The following is a 20068-nucleotide window of genomic DNA, read 5'->3' on the forward strand; positions in this document are numbered from 1 at the left end:
AGCTCGCGCTCGCGCTCGGCTACGACGTCGAGGCCGCCCTCGAGTTGCGCGACCCGTGACCTGGACGCGCCGCCGATCTCGGGCACCAAGAGCGTGCGCAACCGGGATTCCATGCCAACAGGGTGATGCCAGCGCGTGGTGACCCGCAGATGATCGCTGACCACAAATCAGCGACGGACGGACAGGAGGGTTGATCGATGGCGCCGGAGCGCAACATCCAGGCTTCCGCTCCTGGAGGGCCCAGGAATCTCGGTTTCGGGTCGTGGCTGCTGGTCGGCCTCGTGCCGCACGCGCCGCTGTTTGACCGCCAGAACGGACGCCCCCGGTGACGTGGGCTCTGGCCATCGTGGCGCTCACGCTGCTCGCCGTCGCGGCCGTCTCGCGCCGGCTGACCGGGACGCCGGTGACGCCGGCGATCGTGTTCGTGGCGGTCGGGCTCCTCGTCGGCCCCGAGGTGCTCGGCGGGATCGATCTCGAGAGCTCGAGCGCGACCGTGCGCGCGCTGGCGGAGGCGACGTTGGCGCTCGTCCTGTTCTGCGATGCCTCCCGGATCGATCTCGGGCAGCTCAGGCGCGAGATCCGAGTGCCGGAGCGTCTGCTCGGGATCGGCTTGCCGTTGACCATCGCGCTCGGCACGCTGGCCGCGCTCGCGATCTTCGACCAGCTGACCGTCGAAGAAGCCGTGATCCTGGCCGTGGTACTGGCACCGACCGACGCCGCGCTCGGGCAGGCAGTCGTGACCGAGCCGCGCATCCCGGGAAGGATCCGCCAGGGACTCAACGTCGAGAGCGGGCTCAACGACGGCATCTGCGTCCCACTGCTGTTCGCGGCCGTGGCTGTCGCAGACGTGGAATCGGAGATCTCCGAGGGCCGCAGCGCCGGCACACTGCTGCTCGAGGAGATCGGCTACGGCGTGATCGGCGGCGTAGTGGGCGGGCTCGTGGTCGCGGCGATCATCATCCACGCCGGACGCCGCGAGCTGATCGCAGACGCGTGGCGGCAGGTGATCCCGGCGTCGGGAGCGGCGCTGGCGTATGGCACCGCCAGCGCGCTGGGCGGATCGGGATTCATCGCCGCGTTCGTCGCCGGCATGACCTTCCGGCTTGTGCTCGGACGCGACCCGGGCCACACCAATGAGCTCAGCGAGCAGCTCGGCAACGTCCTCAACGGCGTCACCTTCGTGCTCTTCGGCGCCATCCTGCTCGGCCCCGCACTCGGTGAGCTGAGCTGGGAGCTCGCGCTGTACGCAGTTCTCAGCCTCACGCTGGTCCGGATGCTCCCGGTCGCCATCGCCATGCTGGGAACAAAGGCCAGGACGCCGACGCTCGGCTTCCTCGGCTGGTTCGGCCCCCGCGGCCTGGCATCGATCGTGTTCGCCGTGATCGTCGTCGAGGAGTCAAATCTTCCCCACGAGCACCTGATCGTCCTCGCGATCTACCTGACCGTCGGCCTGTCGGTCTTCGCCCATGGCCTCACCGCGGCCCCTCTCGCCAACCGCTACGCCCGCTGGTACGAGCAGCACCCGCGCGATCAGGCCCCGCCGATGGAGAGCGCCCCGACCGACGTCACACGCGCCCGCGGACCTGCACCGCAGGGCGCCGACCCGACCGACTCCGCGGCTCGGCGATATCCCCCTAATCGGATCTCAAGGAGATAGAGCGATGGCGATTGGACCCGTTCAGCTGCTCGAGGTCGGCGCGCATGCCCGGGAGAGGCCGCCGATGACTCCCAACACCACGCCGGTGCAGCCGAGAACCGCACCGGAGCTGCGCGCCCAACGACTCGGGTCAGCGCTGCGCAGCCTCGCCGCCGACCTCGTCGACGAGCGCCGAAACGTGGCCCGACTTCGGCGCGAGATCGCAGACCTGACGCAGGAGATCGCCGATCTGACAGCGCGGCTCGAGTGCCGCGCGCCGACGCCATCGGCCGATCCCACACGGCCTCGGTAGGCCCTTCCAAGCACGCACAGGCCAACAGCGAGGGCGCCGGAACCGGCGGACCGCTCGTTCTCGTCATCCGCGCGTCTCGGCTCGTTGCTTGGCGGTCGGCGCCCGGTCGTTGAGTCGTCGTGTCTCGCGATCCGCCCGGACGATCCAGAGCGTCGCGCCGAGTTGTGTGAAGAGCGCGCGGGCCTGGGCGAGGGCGTGTTCCGCGTCGCGGCGTTGGCCTGCCTGTCCGAGGATCGCGCCTCGTGCAAGCAGCGTCCGGCCGCGTGCGAATGGGTCTGCGAGCTGCCGGTGTGCCTGGATGGCGGCGTTCGCGGCGGCGATCGCGCGTTCGTGGTCGCCCGTGGCGGACGCGAGCAGCGCACGGCAGCGGAGCGCCGAGGCGATCGCCCAGCGACGATTCAGGCGTTCGCCGGTCGCGTGCAGCTCATGCAACATCGTCCGTGCGGCGGCGAACTCTCCGAGGGCGATGAGGGCCTCGATCGCATCCGGGGCCGCGCCTGGGAGCGCCGGTTCGACGAACCCGTGGCCGTGTAGGGCGTTGACGACGGGACCGAGATGCCGATGTGCGGTGAGCGGGTCCTGCAGCGAAAGGGCGATGAAGCCGAGCACGGCTTCGTGCAGCCAGACGAACAGCTGCTCGCCCCCGGCACGGGCGACCTCTAGGCCGATCGTGGCCGCGTCGCGGGCGTGCTCGACGCGGCCCCGGTGTGCGTCCACGAGCGCGCGCGCCAGCAGCGTCGACGCCTGGAGGTTGGCGCTGCGCGAGGCGTCCGCGGCGGCCGCGGCCTCGGCGTGCTGATCGGCGAGGGACCAGCGACCGGCGCGCAACTCCAGTTCGGTGAGCAGGTAGGAGGACCAACTGGCCTCCGCGGTGAGGGCGGACTGTGCGACGGCGTCCCCTTCACGGGGACGGTCGCGGCGCGCGTAGATCAGCGCGCGCGCCTCGTCGAGCTCGCCGGCGATCAACAGCTGGATCGCGAGGTTGAATTGCGCGTCCAGCAGCGGTGTGGTGATCGACTCGCCGTCACGGGCCGCACGCGCGAGCGTTACGGCACGCTTCCCGAGCTCGCGTTGGATGCCGCCGCCGCGTAGGAAGCGCACGAGCGCGCATTCCGACATCGCGCCCGCCGCAAGCGACGGGCTGTTCGCATCGGCCAACCGCGCGGCGAGCGTGACGTGCTGTTCCCATCGGTCGAGGTCGCCCGTCATCCCGAACGCGCTCCCAAGCAGTTGGTGAATCGAGGCCAGAAGCGTCCGTTCGGTGCCGGCCTCGGCGAGTGCGCGCTCCGCGAGGGAGATCGCACGCGTCGTCTGCTCGGAGATCGCGGCGAGATCGAGCAGGCTGCGCGCTCGTTCCGGTCCGGGCGCCTGCTCGTCGATCACTGCGCTCAACAGCGTGCGCGCGCGGGGGCCGTCTCCCGCATGCACGTGATAGAGGGCGGCCGTCCGCCCACGCGCGCGGCGCTTCCCGTCTTGCGTGGGCGGCGTGAGCCGTGCGGCCTGTTCGGCCAGCTCGGCGGCGGCGGCCGGAGCGCCTCGTCGGTGCGCCTGTGCGGCGGCGTGATCGAGTGCGTCCGAGACCTCCGCGTCGGGGTGCTCGGCGCCGAGCGCGAGCTGTGCGGCACGTTGCTCGGGATCGTCGGCAAGCTCTGCGAGCCGTCGGTGGATCGCGCGACGGTGGACATCGTCGACCAGTCCGTGGGCCGCGGCGGCGAGCAGCGGGTGGGTGAATCGCAGCTGGCCGCGCCGGTCGGTCTCGAGGATCCCGGCCGCGAGCGCGTCGCCAAGATGCACCTCGAGTCGCTCACTCAGTGCCGGGCTCGGACGTGGCGAGACCGCCAGCGCGGCGAGCCAGGCGTGCGCCGATTCCGGCAGGATGCTCAGTCGCCGTTCGAGCAAGCCGGCCAGGGTTTCCGGGACCGTCAAGGGCTCGCCCGGTGCGAGCCGCGCGTCGGCTGGCAGCGCACGCGCCAGTTCCAGTGCGTGCAGCGGATTGCCTCCCACGAGCTCGACCAGACGGCGAAGCACCGGGGGCGTGAACCGGCGGCCTAGCCGCGCCGCGAGCAACGCATCGATCGCCGCCGGGCCGAGCCCCTCGACCGTGAGCCGCTCGACCGAGAGGCCTTCGAGCACCACCAGCCCCGGACCGTTCGCGCCTGCGCGCGCCGCGGCCAGTAGCCCGACGGGTGCGTTGACCCGGCGCAGCGCGTAGGCCAGCACCCGAGCCGTGGCCTCATCCAGCCATTGGATGTCATCCACCGCCACCACCAACGGTCCCATGGCGCTCATGCCTCGAAACACCTCGAGCACGGCCAGGCTGACGGCGAGCTCGTCCGCGACGGGCTGTTCCTGGCCCGGGGCTGAGAGCGCCGCGGCGAGCGCACCGCGCTGATGTGCCGGCAGGCCGGCCACCACCCGGCCGGAGAATCCGTCCGCCAGGTCCACGAGCCCGGCGAACGGCCGCTCGCGCGCTGCCGCGCTCGCGCTGGCGCTCAGCACCCGTGCCCCCGCCGCACGCGCAAGCTCGACGCCGCGGCTCCACAGGACCGTCTTCCCGATTCCGCCCTCACCCTCGAGCACGACCCGCGCGGGGGCGCCCCACGCCATCCGGCCCGCCAACTCCGTCAGCCGAGCCGTTTCTGCGCGGCGACCAACCACCGCGACCTCTCCGGCCACATCCATCCAGCACGACCCTAACCCCGCCGCGCCACCCGCCGCAACCGTCCCGTCACAGCGCGCGAGCGCCGAAGGTCCGCGCGCGGACGGCCAGGGGCAGCGGTCGAGCGTTGTTGCGCAGTCGGCGGTGGGTGATCTAGGGTCGGCGTGAAAGGGGAACGCATCAGCAACCCGACGCAAACTTCGACCGCCTCGACGGACACCGGGATCATGCATGCCGAGGGCTTGCAGGGGTGGCTGCGCGAAACGCTCGAGGAGATCATCGCCCAGGTACGCGGGCTGATCGACGTCAGCGGTGTGGCGTTCGAGGTCGTCGAGAAGCCGGGCGACGAGATCCGCCCCGCCGCCGCCTGGTTTGCGTCGGTCGAGGTCTGGCGGGCATTCGGGCCACTGCTGGCCCGGCCGTACGATCCCCACCGGGCCGGCGTCACCGAGGCCGCCATCGAGCGCGGCAGCGCGCTCCTGATCGAGCGCATGGAGGTCTGGCCGGGTGCCGACGCGCTGCGTGAGCGCTTGGCCGATCGGCTCGACGCCGAGCACGCCGCGTACGCCTGGGAGTGGTACCGCAGCGGCTCGTTCATCTCCTGCCCGGTTCGCACGGCCGGGCAGCGAACCCTCGGTGTCTTGGTGATCTCCTCGCACCCACCCAGCGAGCCGCTGGGCGAGACGCACCTTCGAGCGGTCGAGGTGTTCGCGCGGCTGGCGGGGCTCGCGCTCGAGCGCTCGGAACTGCTGGAGCGCGAATCCCTGCGCACCCAGGAGGAGCAGTTGCTCAACCGGGCGTCCAAGGCCGTCGCGGCGTCGCTGGAACCCAGCACGGTCAATCGCGCCATCGTGGAGCACGCCGGCGCATTGACCGGCGCGACGAAGGTCCTGCTCCTACGCCTCGACCCGACCGTCGGCGAGTTGCGTGGCGTCGCCAACGTGGGGTGCTCCGCTCGCGAGGCGCGCGCCCGCGTGCCGGTCGGCGAGGGCACGGCCGGCCTCGTCGCCCTGACCGGCGAGCCCTGCCTCAGCGGCGAGCAAGACGCAGAGTGGGGCATCGAGCACGAGCCTGTCGGGTCCTTCGCGCACGTTCCCGTCGCGCTCGCGGGCCGCATCTTCGGCGTGCTCAGCACCGCGCACGAGGCGCCCGGCCACTTCGGCGCGGACGAGCTGCGGCGGTTGACCGCGCTCGCGCTCAGCGCCGCCGGGGCGATCGCCAACGCGCTCGACTTCCAGCGCGAGCGACGGATCGTCAACGCCCTCACACGCGGGTTCGTGCCCGAGCCGCCGCGGGCGCTGACGGGCGTCGAGGTCGGCCTTGTCTACGAGCCCGTCGGCCACGACGTCGGTGGCGGCGACCTCTTCGGGGTCTGGCAGCTCCCCAGCGGCGCGCTCGCGATCCTGATCGGCGACGTCAGTGGCAAAGGCTTGGAGGTCGCCGCGATGAGCGCCATGGTGCGCTTCTTCGTCGAGGCCCGCGCCTGGGATACCCACGATCCGGCCGGGGTGCTCGCACAGACCAACCGGATCCTTCATCGTCGGCTCCCTGCCTCGAGCTTTGCCACCGCGTTCCTCGGCATCGCGTGCGACGGCACGCTCCGCTTCTGCAATGCCGGCCATCCGCCACCGCGGATCCTGCGCGCGGACGGGAGCCAGGAGGAACTCGCAGCCACCGGCATCCCGCTCGGTATCGAGGAGGACGGACGCCACACCGACCAAAGCGTTCGCTTCGCCGCCGGCGACACCCTCTTCGCCGCCACCGACGGACTGCTCGAGGCGCGCCACGACGGGCAATTCTTCGGCGACGCCCGGCTCCCGTCGCTGCTCGCCGAGCACGCCCGCGTCCTCGCCCCGCAGTCGCTCGCCGAGCTGGTCCATGCCGACGCCGAACGCTGGGCGAACAAGCGCCACGACGACGTCGCCGTCCTCGTCGTGCGTCCCTCTCCCGCGCTCCTGCGCCGCGAGTCTGCCGGCAGCCCGGCGGCACGCGCCCTGTTCGAGGAGTACCTCGAACTCGTGCGCGAGCGGCTCGGCCCAGCGTTTGCACCGACCGAGGCGATCTTCGCCAGCGAGCGCAGCTTCGATGAGCCCGGCGCGGCGTTCTTGGTCGTCTACGCCGACGAGCGCCCCGTCGGCTGCGGCGGCATGCGCCCGCTCGGCCCCCGAGTGGTCGAGATCAAGCGGATGTTCGTGACCGCCGAAGCTCGGCGCCATGGCCACGGACGCCACCTCCTGGCCGAACTGGAGGCGCTCGCGGCCGCCGGAGGCGCGCGCCACGTACGCCTCCTGACCACCGAGGCGCTCGCGGAAGCGCGCCGCCTCTACGCGTCCGCCGGGTACCGCGAAATCGAGGCGCACGTGGTCGACGGCCATCGCGACGCCTGGCTCGAAAAGGACCTCTAAGCGGCGCAGTCCGCAACCACGGGCCCGGTCGAAGTCCATCTCTAGCGGCGCAAACTCGCATGACGAATCGCAGCGAGGCCCTCAAGTCGGCAGGGCATCGTGCAGGGCACGGCGCGAGCTGATGCCGAGCTTGCCGAACACCTTCTTCAGATGCCATTCGACGGTGCGCGGGCTGAGGAACAGCTGCCCGCCGATCTCCGCGTTCGTCAGGCCGCCGCGGGCGAGCTGTGCGATGTGCTCCTCCTGCGGCGTGAGCTCGTCGCGGAATTCGGGCGCCCGCTTGCGAACCGTCTCGCCGGTGGCGATCAGCTCGCGCCGAGCGCGCTCAGCGAACGCCTCCATCCCCATCTCGGTGAACATCCGGCGCGCCGCCCGCAACTGCTCGCGGGCGTCCACCCGGCGAGCCTGGCGGCGCAGCCACTCGCCGTAGAGCAGGTGCGCCCGGGCGAGCTCCGCGCGCAAACGCGTGCGCCCGAGGCGGTCCAGCGCGTCCTGATAGAGCGCCTCGGCGTCGCCGTCCTCGCTGACCAGCGCGCGAGAGCGGGCCACGATCCCCGGCGCCCAGTCGGTGCCGTCCGCGCCGGCACTCCGCGCGAGCCGCTGCATCGCGTCCTCGGCAAGCTCGGGTTGATCGCTGCGCACGGCAGACTCGATGAGCTCGGGCAGTGACCAGGTCGAGAGCGCGAGCTCGTGCGGATGTGCTGCGCCCCGCCGTGCCGCTTCGCACGCCTTCCGATAGTGACCGAGCCCGTTGTAGAGGACGCCCTCGGCGTGGTCGACAAGCGTCAGGGCGTAGCCGTCGCCACGCGCGCCCGCTTCCGCGCGGACCGCGCGTATCAACTCCGCGGCTTCGGCTTCGTCGCCGCGGAAAGCGGCGAGCGCGACCGCGCTGTACGGCGGGAGCCCCCGACCTATCGCCGCGGCGATCGCGGCGATCTCGTCGACGAGCGACGCCGCCGCCCCGAGCTCGCCGGAGAAGAGGTGCAGGCGCACCTTGAAGCCGAGCGTGATCGGCAGCGCGCGAAGCGCGCCGGTCTGGCGAGCGAGCGCGATGCACCGGCGCGACAGCTCGAGCATGCCGTCCTCGTCCCACAGAGCCTCAGCGGCGTAGATGGCCACCCCGAGCAGGCGGAGCACCTGCGCGTCGGGCATCTCGACGGTCCGGAACGCACCGACGGCTTCCTTCAGGAGCGGGGCGGCGACGCCCTGCCCATCCGTGATCGCCACCGCCAAGGCCTGGAGCAGGAGATCTTGCGGCCGCGGCCGGAGCGGGGAGGCGGCGCGCACGGCCTGAGCGACCGCCTGGATGTCCACCTCATCGGCCATGCGACCCACGAGCAGCGCCGCCAACAGCGCGACGAGGTACGTGTCCCACGCCAGCTCCGGATCGAGCGCCTCGAGCTCACGCGCGGCCGCGAGCAGCAGGGGCGGAGCCTCGCGGCCACGCCTGGAGCCGAACGCGATCCGCCCGCGCAACTGGCGCCCATGTGCGCGCGCCAGCGGCGTCAGCGGTCCGGCCTCGGCTTGCCCGAGCAGGCGAAGCGCCGCGTCTGAGTCCTCTGACAGCAGCTTGGTGTCGGCGGCCGCCAGCGCGCGCTGCGCCCGGCTCGCGGGATCGGGCGTCAACTCCACCGCCCGCTCAAGCAGCGTCGCGGCAGCGGCAAAGCCACCGCGTACGTGCGCGCGACCCGCCGAGCGCTCCAGCTCAGCGGCCACCTCCTCGTCGGGCTCGCTCGCCGCCAGGGCGCGATGCCACGCCCGGCGATCGGCGGCGCGGATCGGATCGCTGGCCTCCGCCAGCGCGGCATGGACGATGCGGCGCTCCTCCGGTGAGCCGGTCCGGTACGCCGCCGAGCGCACCAGCGGGTGGCGGAACCGCATGCCGCCTTCCACCAGCGCCTCCTCCTCCGCCGGGGCGGCATCGCCGGCTCCGATGCCGAGGATCTCGGCCGCGCGCCAGAGCAGCGTGGCATCCCCGGCCGGCTCGGCCGCCGCCAGCAGCAGCAACCGCTGCGTCGGTGCGGGCAGCCCGCGGACGCGCTCCATGTACTGCTGCTCGAGGCAATCTGGGAGATCGGTCCCCGCGGGCAGGCTGAAGCCGCCCGCGAGCGTGCGCTGCGGCAGCTCCAGCAGGGCGAGCGGGTTGCCACGCATCTCGGCGATGATCCGGTCACGCACCTCATCGTCGAGGCGCCCCGGGACGCTCGCCAGCAACGCGCGCGCGTCGTCCTCGCCCAGCCCCGTGAGCAGCAACGCGGGCAGCCCTTCCAGCTCGGGCGTGCCGGCCGGCTCGCGGACGGCGAAGACGAGCGCGACCGACTCCGCCAGCAACCGTCGTGCCACGAAGCCGAGGATCTGTCCCGAGGCGCGATCCAGCCACTGGGCGTCATCCACGACGCAGAGCAGCGGCCGTTCCTCCGCCGTCGCGCTCAAGAGCGACAGCACCGCCAGGGCGACCAGAAAGCGGTCCGGGGAAGGCCCGGGCGACAGGCCCAGCGCAACGCTCAGCGCGTCGCGCTGCGGCTCTGGAAGCACGTCGAGCCGGTCCAGCATGCGGGCGCAGAGCTGATGCACCGCCGCGAAGGGGAACTCCATCTCGGCCTCCACGCCGGCGACCCGCGCGACCCGAAAGGCGGACGCATGGGCCGCGTAGCGATCGACGAGAGCAGTCTTGCCGACCCCGGCCTCGCCCCGGATCACCAGTACCGCGCTCTGGCCGCCGTGCACATTGCGCAGCATCCGCTCGAGCAGCTCGAGCTCGGCGGCTCGGCCCAGCAACACCGGCGGAGGGCGCGCGGTCATGGCGCGACGAAACCTACACTCGGGCCCGTCGCGCGGCGAGGACCCGGGGAGCCCCGCCGCAACAATTCCGGCTCATTCGCTGCGTTTCAGCCCGATTCGGTGTGGCGTTCTTCGAAGAGGCGTCGTCTGCGGGGGTTAGCCTCGAGCGATGATCGCATCGGTTCCTCAGGCCGATCCGCCGCATCTGGGCCGGCGGATCCTGCGTCTGTTTCGGCCCCATCGGGGTGTGCTGGCGCTGATCGTGGCGATGATCCTGGTGACGTCGGTGTTGAGCGTCATCAGCGCGCTCTTGGTCCGTCGCGTGTTCGACCACGCCTTGTTCGTCGAGGGCGGTCCGGATCTCGAGATGCTGTATCCGCTGGTCGCTGCGTTGATCGCGATCCCGATCGTCAACGGCGTGTTGAACGTCGCCCAGACGTATCTGACCGAGGTAGTGGGCAACCGGGTGCTGGAGGAGCTTCGCAACCGCCTGTTCGAGCATCTGGAGCGGCTCTCGCTCGCGTTCTATACGGCAACTCGTGGCGGGGAGGTCCAGTCGAGGCTCGCCAACGACGTCGGCGGGGTTCAGACGACGATCACCTCGACTGCGTCCTCGGTGGTCAGCAACGTTGTCGCGGTGGTGTCCTCGGTGGCGGCGATGCTTCTGCTCTCGCCGCTGCTGACGGCCATCTCGCTGGCCGCGACGCCGGTGTTCGTGCTGTTCAGCCGGCGGGTCGGGCGGGCCCGGCGAAAGGCTCGTCGCGATGCTCAGGCTTCGCTGGCGGCCATGGGTTCGATCACCCAAGAGACACTGTCGGTGTCCGGGATCCTGTTGGCCAAGGTGTTCGGGCGACAAGCGCACGAGGTTGACCGCTATCGCGCCGAGAATGCCAAGCAGGCCAACCTGCAGATCCGGCAGGCGATCGTCGGGCGATCGTTCTTCGCGGTCACCCAGGCGTTCTTCGGAATCAGTCCGGCGCTGGTCTATCTGGTCGCCGGGCTCCAGGGCACCCACGGTGACCTCTCGGCCGGGACGCTGGTTGCCTTCACGACCCTGCAGACCCGGCTGCTGTTCCCGATCAATCAGTTGCTGCAGGTCTCGGTCGACGTTCAATCTTCGCTGGCGCTGTTCGGGAGGATCTTCGAACTGCTCGACCTGCAGCCACGAATCACCGACCGAGGCGACGCGCTCGACATCGACGTCGGCGAGATTCGAGGCGAGGTCGCCCTCGAGCACGTCGGGTTTCGATACGGCGGCGGCGAGGGCGGGGGAGCACCCGCACCGCATGAGGCGCTGCGCGACGTCTCGATATTGGTCAGGCCTGGGCAGCTTGCGGCGCTGATCGGCCCCTCCGGGCAAGACGACGATCTCGTATCTGATTCCGAGGCTCTACGACGTCGAGCGAGGAGCGGTCACCATCGACGGTCACGACGTGCGCGACCTCACAGCGGCGACGATCGCCCGCGCGGTAGGGGTCGTCACGCAAGAGAGCTATCTGTTCGGCGGGACGGTGCGTGAGAACATCAGCTACGGGCGACCGACCGCCACCGACGGTGAGATCGTGGCGGCCGCGAAGGCCGCCTTCATCCACGAACGGATCACCGAGCTCGAACATGGCTACGACACGATCGTCGGCGAGCGCGGCTACCGGTTCTCCGGGGGAGAGCGCCAGCGGCTGGCGATCGCGCGCGTGATCCTCGAAGACCCGCCCATCCTCGTCCTCGACGAAGCCACCTCCGCGTTGGACTCCGAAAGCGAACGCGCCGTTCAGCAGGCACTCGAGTCGCTCATCCAACGCCGGACCACGATCGCCATCGCGCACCGCCTCTCGACGATCCGAAACGCCGATGTCATCTTCGCCGTCGAGGACGGCACGATCGTCGAGCGCGGCACCCACGACGAGCTTCTTGCGCGTGGCGGCCTGTACGCGCGGCTGTACGAGGAACAGTTCGGCAACGGGGTCGTCGAAGCGCATTGCAGCGACGGCGTCATTCTGGCCAACGGGAACCCTTGCCGGCCCTCGAGCCAGCGAGCGCGTCCAGACACACATGTCCCGATCCTCCAGGCTTCCGAACCGCCCTGGGTAGGCGACGTCCCGACCGAACTTCGCAGCGTCCTCACCACCTAGAGCCAGGCTCCCGCTCAGTGCTTCTCTGCGCGAGGAGCGGTGCGCAAACCCGGGGGACTCTGGCAGCGGACGCTTGTTGAGCATGGGTCGTTCGACGCGCGCGGCGGGATCGCTGACCGCTCGGCGCGCGCTCTCCTCGCGGCGAGCGCGGGCTCGTCGGCACGACAGGCGGACCCGATCGACCGTCGGCCCGAGCGGACGATGCGTGAGCCCGGCGGAGGGGATGCCGAGCCCACGCACCGCAACCACGGAAGCGGGTCAAACTTCCGTGTGGCGTCTTGCCGGGGTCCATGTCCGAACGCCCGGCACAAACGTAACCGCGACGCTCAGGCAACGTTGAGCGAACTGACCGGAAGGCCAGCCCAACGAGTCGATTCCATGACATCGGTTGCGGGTTTCCACGTGGACCGCCGCCGACCATGCGTCGGCCTATTTGTGGGTGATGGCGTAGATCCCGAGGACCACCGCCGAGCCGCTCGAGGGCGAGCGCGCCGGCACTGAAGACGCTGCTGGAGTTCCCGTATGCGCCTCCGGGGATGACTTCGCGTATCGCGGGCGTCGAGCGCCTCGTGGCGTACTTCGACGGCCCGCGCCGGTGGCACGACTGGAGCTTCGAGGCGCGGTGGTCATCGACGACGTCACGCGAGATCTGTATGTCGCCGAGGTGCACGCCGAAGCTCGCTGGGTCGAGACGGGCAAGCCGTATGTGCAGGACTACGTGATCTGGATGACCCTCGGCGAGGATGGCCGTATTCGATCCTGGCGCGAATACTGGGACAAGGACCGGCTCTGGCCTCCGACGAGCGTGCGCTTGGCATTGGCGCCGTTCGAGACTGCACGCCTCGTTCTCGAGCGCGAGCCATGACCCGCCGACGCCCGCCGAAGGCGTGGCACGATTCCGCGGGTCTGGCTCTTGCTCGACGGTTGTCTCCCTTCCGTCCGCCCGCAGTGTCCACGGTTGCGACGCTGGGCGGTCGGGCCACAACGTCCACGGCCATCCAGGCAGGACGCTCGATTTGACCCGATCTACTGGCGGTCGTGTCGCGGATTCGTGCCGTTCATCCTGCAGGTCCGCGACCCCGAATCAGCGTGCCACAGCACAACAGCGGTGCCGTTCACCCATTCGGCGGTCGTCGCGTACGTGGGCGTGCGCCGAACGGCCTCGGCGATCTGCTGGTTGGTGAGCACTCGGCCATAGCGGCGCAGCATCATCAGGTCAGCTCGGCTGGAGCGGAGTGACATGATGATTCCTCGCCCGCCACCAGTGCGGGCCGATGAGCGCGGGCCGCGGCCCGTGGAGCGGGAGCTCCAGGACCGCGTCGAGGACGATCTGCGCACGCGTGAGATCGTCTGTGGCCAGCCCGAGATCGCCGGCCAATGTGGCGTCGTCCCAGCCGGGTTCGGCTCGCGACAGGAAGTGGCGTTGCAGCACCGCCATCAAGACGACCGAGTCGACCAGCGCGCCGCCGTCCCCGAGGTCGGCGGGGTGTCCCGGTCGCTCGGGGGCGGTGTAGCGACCGCGCGTGTTCACCGTCGCCAGAAGCCATACGCGGGCGACGATCGGCGGCGCGTCGGCCGGCGTCACCGGCACGAGTTGCCACCCGCGCAGCGAGTAGCTCATCATGACGAGATCGCCGTGCGAGAGCCGACCATGGTCGATGCCCAGCGAGGCCAGATGCTCGCGGGCGTTCGTGGGCGTGGGTCCCATCGCGCTAGGCGGCCGCAATCAGCCCCAGCTGCTGCAGGACCGTGACACCGTCGTCGAGCCCGACCTCCTCGGCGATCATGCCGTCGACGACCTTGATCACGGTCGTGCCGGTGAACTGCATCGTCTTGCCAGAGCCCGCCGGCAACGACCCGATCGGAAGGTCGTCGAACGCGGGGCCGGCGTGCGTCCCGCCGCCCTTCCACTGGCCGACGACGTAGTCGCCCTCGGCGATCAGCTCCGCGGTCGCGCCGAAGCCGAGATCCGGGAACGCCTCACGGAACCGCAACGCGAACTCGCGCACCGCGTCGCGACCGCGCAGCGGCTGGTGCAACGAGTACTCGAAGCGGATGTCGGGCGCGGCGAGCTCGTCGATGATCGCCGGGTCGAAGTCAGCGCCCCAGAAGTGCGTGAACCAGCGCACGACGACCGCCTTGTTGTCCTCGACAGACATGAAGAAACCTCCTGGTAAGGGAATGGGCGAGGCACCGGCGACGGCGTTCGGGTCGCATCGCGGCCTCAGGTGGGTCAACGCCGCGGCGATGCCGTTTGTGAGGTCGCGGGCCTGAATCGCCGTTCAGGCCCGCCCGGGTGCAGCGCCTGCGCGCTGGCAGCCATGACGCGTATGGGTCAGCGTTCCGCGGATCGCACGCCCTACGCGGCTGACTCGACGGAAGCGGTGCCTGAGCTGTGCGTTCGAGAGCGGAATTGGGCATACGCCCACGACGCGAGCCCATAAGCAACCACGTTCGCTTGACGTTTCCTCCAAACTGTGCACAATTCGTGATGTTGTGTCCATAAGTGGTGGACTGCGATTCGCCGCCGCACACGAGGGGGAGAGATGAACCGACGACGCCTCGGCCTAGCCGCGTTGGCCGGACTTGTGTTGAGCTCGGCCGCGCCGGCGGCAGCGCCTGCGCACGGATTCGACGTACCCGCCAGCCGCGCGAGCGGCGCGATGTTCCGCTGGTGGTGGCCCGGGGCCGACGTCGACGAGGGCGAGCTCACGTCCGAGATCGACCAGATCGCCGCGGCCGGTTACAAGGGCGTGGAGATCGCCGACGTCATGGACTCGGTCACCTACCCGGTCGATCCAGACAAGTACGGCTACGGCACACCGCGCTGGAACCGCGCCGTGGAGACGGTGCTGCGGCGCGCGGCGCAGCGAGGGCTTCAGGTCGACGTCACGCTGGGCGCGCACTGGCCGGCGGCAGTCCCGGGACTCGACGTCAACGGTCCCGCGGCTTCCAAGGAGCTGACCTACGGGCTGCAGGTGGTCACGGGCGGGTTCTCCGGCGCGGTGCCGGCGCCCGCCCCGCGCACGTATGAGGACCGGACCTCGACGGCCGGCGTGATCACCACGGTGACCAAGACGTCGCGGCCCGACTTCGTCGGCGTGACCGCGGTTCGCTGCCTGCAGGACGATTGCTCGGCGAAGCCGCTCCAGATCGATCTCGCCTCGCGCGTTGACCTCACATCGCGCGTGCACGACGGCAGACTCGACTGGACGCCGCCGGACGCGCACGCCTGGGTTCTCGTCGGCTCGTGGGAACGCGGGACCGCGCAGCGCAACGACGCGCCGTTCGGCACGAGCGCGATGCTCATCACCGACCCGGAGGCGCGCGTCGTCGATCACTTCGGCGCCCAGGGCGCGCAGACGATGACCGCGTACTTCGCCGGTCTGCTGTCCCCCGAGAGCCGGCGGCTGCTGCGCGAGACCGGCGGGTCGATCTTCGAAGACTCGCTCGAGCTCAAGCACGCCCAGGCGTGGACGCCCGGGTTCCTGCAGGAGTTCGCGCGCCGCCGCGGCTATGACCTGCGGCCCTTCCTGGCGGTGCTCGCCGCCGACGAGAACCCGAACCCGTTCGCCGGCCCGATCCCCGCGTTCGGGGTCGCCGGCGCCGACGTCGCCGTCGCCGGGCGTGTGCGCCGCGACGTGGATCAGACGCTCAACGATCTGTATCTCGAGAACCACGTGGCGCCGCTGCAACGCTTCGCGCACTCGCTCGGACTCGGCTATCGCGCCCAGCCCTACGGCGAGCCGATCGACATCGGCCAGGCCGCGGCGTCGGTGGACACGGTCGAATGCGAGACGCTCGGCTGCCCCAACGACGACGACTGGCGCGCCATGGCCGCAGGTAGCGACCTCGCCGGCCACCGGGTCGTGTCCGACGAGATGCTCCCAGGCGGCTTCGGCACCGTGTACGGCAACACGCAGCAGGACGTCGCGCGCGAGGTCAACGGCGAGTACGCCGCGGGCGCGAACCAGATGGTCTTTCACGGATTCCCCTACGCCACCTGGCCGGAGTCGGCTGACGGAGCGACGACCGACGACTGGACGCGCTGGCCCGGCTTCCATGCGTTCGGCGCGGGCATCCCTGAGGCGTTCGGTCCGCGCCAGCCGACCTGGACGATGGCCACGGACACGTCCGGCTACTACGCGCGCATGCAGGCCGCGCTCCAGGCCGGCACTCGCCGCACCGACGTCGCGGTCTACAACCAGAGCCTGGACCACGTGACCGGCGGCTGGACCGATCCCGCCCTCGCCGCCGCCGGCTACACATACGGCTACATCACCCCGGGCTCGCTCGCGCTGCCATCGATTCGGGTGAGCGGCGGTCGGCTGGCTCCGGACGGTCCGGACTTCGGCGCGGTCATCCTCGACAACCAGGCGAGCATGCCGCTCGCCACTGCGCAGAAGCTCTCCGCGCTCGCCCGCGCCGGCCTACCGGTGATCGTCGTCGGCGATCCGCCGTCGAGCATCCCGGGCTACGCCGCCGACCCGGCCGCTGCGGATGCCCAGTTGCGCGCCGCGATCGGCCAACTGCTCGCGCAGCCCTCCGTCCGGCGCGTCACCGCCGAGGCCGACGTGCCCGGCGCCCTGGCCGCAGCAGGACTGCCCCCCGCGGCGGCGTCGTCGTCGGCAGCGGTCCGCTCCCAGCACCGCGTCGACCGCGGGCGCGACGTCTACGTGCTGTACAACGACTCCAGCGCGCCGGTCGACGGCACCGCGACCCTCTCGGGTGGTAGCCGCCCGTTCGCGCTGAACGCCTGGGACGGCGAGCTGACCGCGCTGGCCCGTTACGCCAGCACACGCAAGACGGTGACCGTGCCACTGACGCTCGCGCCACACGCGGCGATCGTGCTGGCCGTCGGCGACGACGACGCAGCGCACGTCGTGAGCACCACCGCCGATGACGCGCGCTACGAGCAGGGCAAGCTCGTGCTCCGCGCCACGACGGGCGGAAGGTACAGGGCCCGGATGAGCGACGGGCGCGTGCTCAGCGCGACGATCCCGGCCCTGCCGGATCCCATCGGCCTGTCGCGCTGGCAGCTCTCAGTCGACGACTACCAGCCGGCCGGCCCGGGACAGCCGTCGAACGCCACCAAGCACGTGCAGTGGCATCTCAACGACGTGGCCCCCGGCCCGTGGAGCGCCATCGCGTCAATCAGCGACGCCTCTGGCATCGGCACCTACACGACCACGCTGAAACTGCCATCACGCTGGCGCGGCGGGACGCTCGACCTCGGCCAGGTCGGCGGCTCCTTCCGCGTGACCGTCAACGGCCGCTGGATCGGACCCGTGGACCAACTCGACACGCGCATCGACCTCGGCCGCTACCTGCACCCCGGCACGAACACACTCGCAGTCACGGTCGCCACGACACTGCTCAACCGCCTGCGCGTGACCCGGCCCGCGGAGTTCGCGGCCCGGCCCAAGCAGGACTACGGCCTGATCGGGCCCGTCCGCCTCCTGCCGTACGGCGAGGCGAAGCTTCCCGCCCGCGGGTAGCCACGCGAGACCGGTGGGCACACGCCTCGAGCGTGCGCCCGCCGGACGCGGGGCGACAGCGCGTTCAAGGCGCACCGCGGACGCGTTCGAGCTCGCCGCGGACCAACGTGCCGTCGATGTCCAGGACCGCGGTCGCCATCTAGGAGACGCTTGCGGCTTGGCCGGCGTGCTTGCCCTCGGCGAACTCCTCGACGATCTTCGCGCAGAAGGCCGGCAGGTCGTCCGGGTTGCGAGAGCTGGTGAGGCCCTCGTCGACGTGGACCTCCTCGTCGACCCAGGTCGCGCCCGCGTTCTCGAGGTCGGTCTTCAGCGACGGCCACGAGGTGAGCGTCCGCCCGCGGACGACGTCGGCCTCGATCAGCGTCCACGCCCCGTGGCAGATGACGCCGACCGGCTTGGCCTGCTCGAAGAACGCGCGGATGAAGCCCACCGCGTCCGCGTCGGTGCGCAGGAGGTCCGGGTTCGCGACGCCGCCCGGAAGCACCAGGCCGTCGTAGTCACCGGCCGAGGCGTCCGCGACGGTCCGGTCGACGGGGAACGTGTCGGCCTTGTCGAGGTGGTTGAACGCCTGGACCTCGCCGGACTCGACCGAGATCAGCTCGGGCGTTGCGCCCGCCGCCTCGACGGCCTTCCACGGCTCCGTCAGCTCCACCTGCTCGACGCCTTCGGCGGCGAGGAACGCGATCTTCTTGCCCTTCAATTCATGTGCCATAGGCAGGCCCTACCCACCGTTTCCCCCGACGCCACACCGCGTAGCCCAACAGGTATGGGAAATGTCATCGCGGCCGTCATCGTCGATACGCGACGGTCAAGTGCGCCGTCCTCGAGACCAACGGGAGTCAGCTTCCTCTCTGCGCCAGCCCGCCGTCTCAACGACCGAAGTCGACTCGCCGTGGACCCGCTCGGTGCTCGGCTCTGTTGCCTTTCCTGTCCGAGACCAAGCCCGACGGCTCTCCGATCGCGCAGGACCGGGGCGCGGGCGTCGTCGTAGCTGACCGTCTCTGATTCAAACGAGCGGCGACGGCGGGCGAGCCGTCCACGCCGCCCACGTCGCCGGCCGGCACAAGGATCGGGTGGCGATCAGTTCCACTCGTCCGTGTTCGGTCGGTGCGATCTGGCATCGTCGCCGTTCATGCCGATCGACGTCGTCGCCGCTGCGATCGTGGAAGACCGCCGCCTCCTGCTCGTCTCCAAACGCCAGGCGCCAGAGATCTTCTACCTCCCGGGCGGCAAGCGTGAAGCCGGCGAGGACGATCTCGCGTGCCTGCACCGCGAGCTCGACGAGGAGCTCGGCGTCGCTGCAGTCGATGCGGTGCCTTGGTGCGACGTCGTCGCGCCCGCTGCACTGGAGCCCGGGCAGCAGCTGCGGATGCGCGTCTTTCTCGCCCGGCTCGAGGGCCGCCCTTCGCCCGCCGGCGAGCTCGCGCGCCTGCACTGGTGGCAGCGCACCGACTCCCTACGACTTGCGCCGGCGATCGAGCACCACGTCATCCCCGCCCTGACGGCCGCCGGCCTGATCGGCTGAGTCATCGTTCTCCGACGATCAGATGCGGGCCTGGCCGGGATCCTCCGATGTCTGCGTATGCCGACGGTGGTCGAGCCGGCTAATTCGTGGGCGCCTATCTCAGCTTGCCCACCATCTTGCCGTCGCTGTTCGGCTCTTGCCACTCTCGCCACGAGTAACGCAGGTTCTCTGGGTCGAGTGCGTCACCGAGGGTGAGCAGCATGTTGAACAGATCGGTGAGCCTACGTCGAGGTGGGTCGGCGTCGGACAGGCTTGCGCCGAAGTTTTTGAACCATCGCTCGAACTTCGAGTCGAACTGCTCCATGAAATCCGCGAACCCGAGACAGGCCGTGACGTCGCTCCTTGTGACGATCATGAGGTCCGCAATGGCGCGTTGCTCCTCGACCCACAACATGAAGTCCGTCCCGTACCCTTCGTCATCGGTTGCGAGCGTGCGCGAGATGTCGCCCGTCAGTTGCTGAACGCGGCGATTTTCACCCTTGTCCTCAAACGGCAAGAACTGAATCTCGCGGCGAACAATCTCCCGCCACGTGAGGTATTCGCCGAAGCGGTACAGCGTGCTTCGTACCGCGAGCTCCTGGCGGGCGCCGCCGCGAAGGTACGGGCCATAGCCCCTGCCGTCATCGCGCAGAATCTGAAACAGACGTTGCTGAAGAAAGAACGTCGCGTGAATGAGTGGATCGCCATAGCGTGCGAGAACCGCTGCGGAATCGAGTTTTTGGTGACGCTCCTCACGTTCTCTGGCGAGCTGGTCATCGAGCTTCGCGAGTTCGCTCTTCGCGACGAAGTCCCGTTCCGCGAGGTCGGTCTTTGAGACGAACTCGCGACGGGCCTGCTGCCGGGCCCCGAACAAGGCAAGCGCGCTCGTGAGCGCTGCCGACACAACGCCGATGATCGCTACCCAGATCTTGATGTCCATGTTGCGCTCGACTCCTAGGCAGAGGGTGGTTACCCGAGACGGTCGTGCGCGGATTCGCCGCCTCAGCGGGTCTCCGCGTGGGACCGGCTAACCCTCGCAGCGACGATCGGCGCGCGACAACCGGTCCCCTCAACGGCCCGTTGCGTTCTGCCCTCCCCCATCGAGGTGGGATCGGCCTTCGCGCCTGGCGCGTTCGTCCCGGG

At 70.4% G+C, this 20068-nt stretch carries 13 protein-coding genes and 1 pseudogene; 8 read left to right on the forward strand and 6 right to left on the reverse strand.

The features are described 5' to 3' along the window. The first annotated feature begins 325 nt into the window (after positions 1–325). Both OM076_RS42585 and OM076_RS42590 read left to right on the forward strand, forming a co-directional pair. Positions 326–1657, forward strand: coding sequence for a cation:proton antiporter (locus OM076_RS42585; protein WP_270046307.1), 1332 nt, complete (start codon positions 326–328; stop codon positions 1655–1657). A 4-nt stretch (positions 1658–1661) separates the two neighbouring features. Then, the gene (locus OM076_RS42590; protein ID WP_270046308.1) at positions 1662–1949 is read left to right on the forward strand and encodes a hypothetical protein; all 288 of its coding nucleotides are present in this window, start codon (positions 1662–1664) and stop codon (positions 1947–1949) included. A 63-nt stretch (positions 1950–2012) separates the two neighbouring features. Here OM076_RS42590 and OM076_RS42595 read toward each other — a convergent pair whose 3' ends face one another. Further along, positions 2013–4805 (reverse strand): AAA family ATPase, encoded by a 2793-nt coding sequence (locus tag OM076_RS42595; protein ID WP_270046309.1) that lies wholly within the window; start codon positions 4803–4805, stop codon positions 2013–2015. On the opposite strand from OM076_RS42595, the gene OM076_RS42600 reads away from it, so the two are divergent. Next, positions 4773–7013 (forward strand): GNAT family N-acetyltransferase, encoded by a 2241-nt coding sequence (locus OM076_RS42600; protein ID WP_270046310.1) that lies wholly within the window; start codon positions 4773–4775, stop codon positions 7011–7013. The two genes, OM076_RS42595 and OM076_RS42600, sit on opposite strands and share 33 nt — an antisense overlap. An 81-nt stretch (positions 7014–7094) precedes the next feature. Here the strand turns inward: OM076_RS42600 and OM076_RS42605 are convergent, their stop codons facing one another. Then, positions 7095–9815 (reverse strand): ATP-binding protein, encoded by a 2721-nt coding sequence (locus OM076_RS42605; RefSeq protein ID WP_270046311.1) that lies wholly within the window; start codon positions 9813–9815, stop codon positions 7095–7097. 247 nt (positions 9816–10062) lie between these two features. Between OM076_RS42605 and OM076_RS42610 the strand changes: the two are divergent. The 3 genes and pseudogenes from OM076_RS42610 to OM076_RS42620 all read left to right on the forward strand — a co-directional run. Continuing rightward, positions 10063–10809: pseudogene (locus OM076_RS42610) on the forward strand (ABC transporter transmembrane domain-containing protein); the annotation flags it as partial. Between the two features lie 364 nt (positions 10810–11173). Further along, the gene (locus OM076_RS42615; RefSeq protein WP_270046328.1) at positions 11174–11923 is read left to right on the forward strand and encodes an ABC transporter ATP-binding protein; all 750 of its coding nucleotides are present in this window, start codon (positions 11174–11176) and stop codon (positions 11921–11923) included. 622 nt (positions 11924–12545) lie between these two features. Continuing rightward, positions 12546–12788, forward strand: coding sequence for a nuclear transport factor 2 family protein (locus tag OM076_RS42620; RefSeq protein ID WP_270046312.1), 243 nt, complete (start codon positions 12546–12548; stop codon positions 12786–12788). 351 nt (positions 12789–13139) lie between these two features. On the opposite strand, the gene OM076_RS42625 is transcribed toward OM076_RS42620, so the two are convergent. Beyond that, positions 13140–13631 (reverse strand): hypothetical protein, encoded by a 492-nt coding sequence (locus tag OM076_RS42625; protein WP_270046313.1) that lies wholly within the window; start codon positions 13629–13631, stop codon positions 13140–13142. A gap of 4 nt (positions 13632–13635) precedes the next feature. Continuing rightward, positions 13636–14082: an ester cyclase gene (locus tag OM076_RS42630; protein WP_270046314.1), complete on the reverse strand. Its 447-nt coding sequence runs from the start codon at positions 14080–14082 to the stop codon at positions 13636–13638. A 387-nt stretch (positions 14083–14469) separates the two neighbouring features. Here OM076_RS42630 and OM076_RS42635 point away from each other — a divergent pair, with 387 nt between their 5' ends. Then, the gene (locus tag OM076_RS42635) at positions 14470–17421 is read left to right on the forward strand and encodes a glycosyl hydrolase (RefSeq protein ID WP_270046315.1); all 2952 of its coding nucleotides are present in this window, start codon (positions 14470–14472) and stop codon (positions 17419–17421) included. Between the two features lie 139 nt (positions 17422–17560). Here the strand turns inward: OM076_RS42635 and OM076_RS42640 are convergent, their stop codons facing one another. After that, a complete protein-coding gene (locus OM076_RS42640) occupies positions 17561–18133 on the reverse strand; it encodes a type 1 glutamine amidotransferase domain-containing protein (protein ID WP_270046316.1) in 573 nt (190 codons plus the stop codon). A 420-nt stretch (positions 18134–18553) separates the two neighbouring features. Here OM076_RS42640 and OM076_RS42645 point away from each other — a divergent pair, with 420 nt between their 5' ends. Further along, the gene (locus OM076_RS42645; RefSeq protein ID WP_270046317.1) at positions 18554–18946 is read left to right on the forward strand and encodes an NUDIX hydrolase; all 393 of its coding nucleotides are present in this window, start codon (positions 18554–18556) and stop codon (positions 18944–18946) included. A 94-nt stretch (positions 18947–19040) separates the two neighbouring features. Here OM076_RS42645 and OM076_RS42650 read toward each other — a convergent pair whose 3' ends face one another. Next, a complete protein-coding gene (locus tag OM076_RS42650) occupies positions 19041–19865 on the reverse strand; it encodes a hypothetical protein (protein ID WP_270046318.1) in 825 nt (274 codons plus the stop codon). Positions 19866–20068 lie beyond the last annotated feature (203 nt).

The organism is Solirubrobacter ginsenosidimutans (assembly GCF_027587205.1).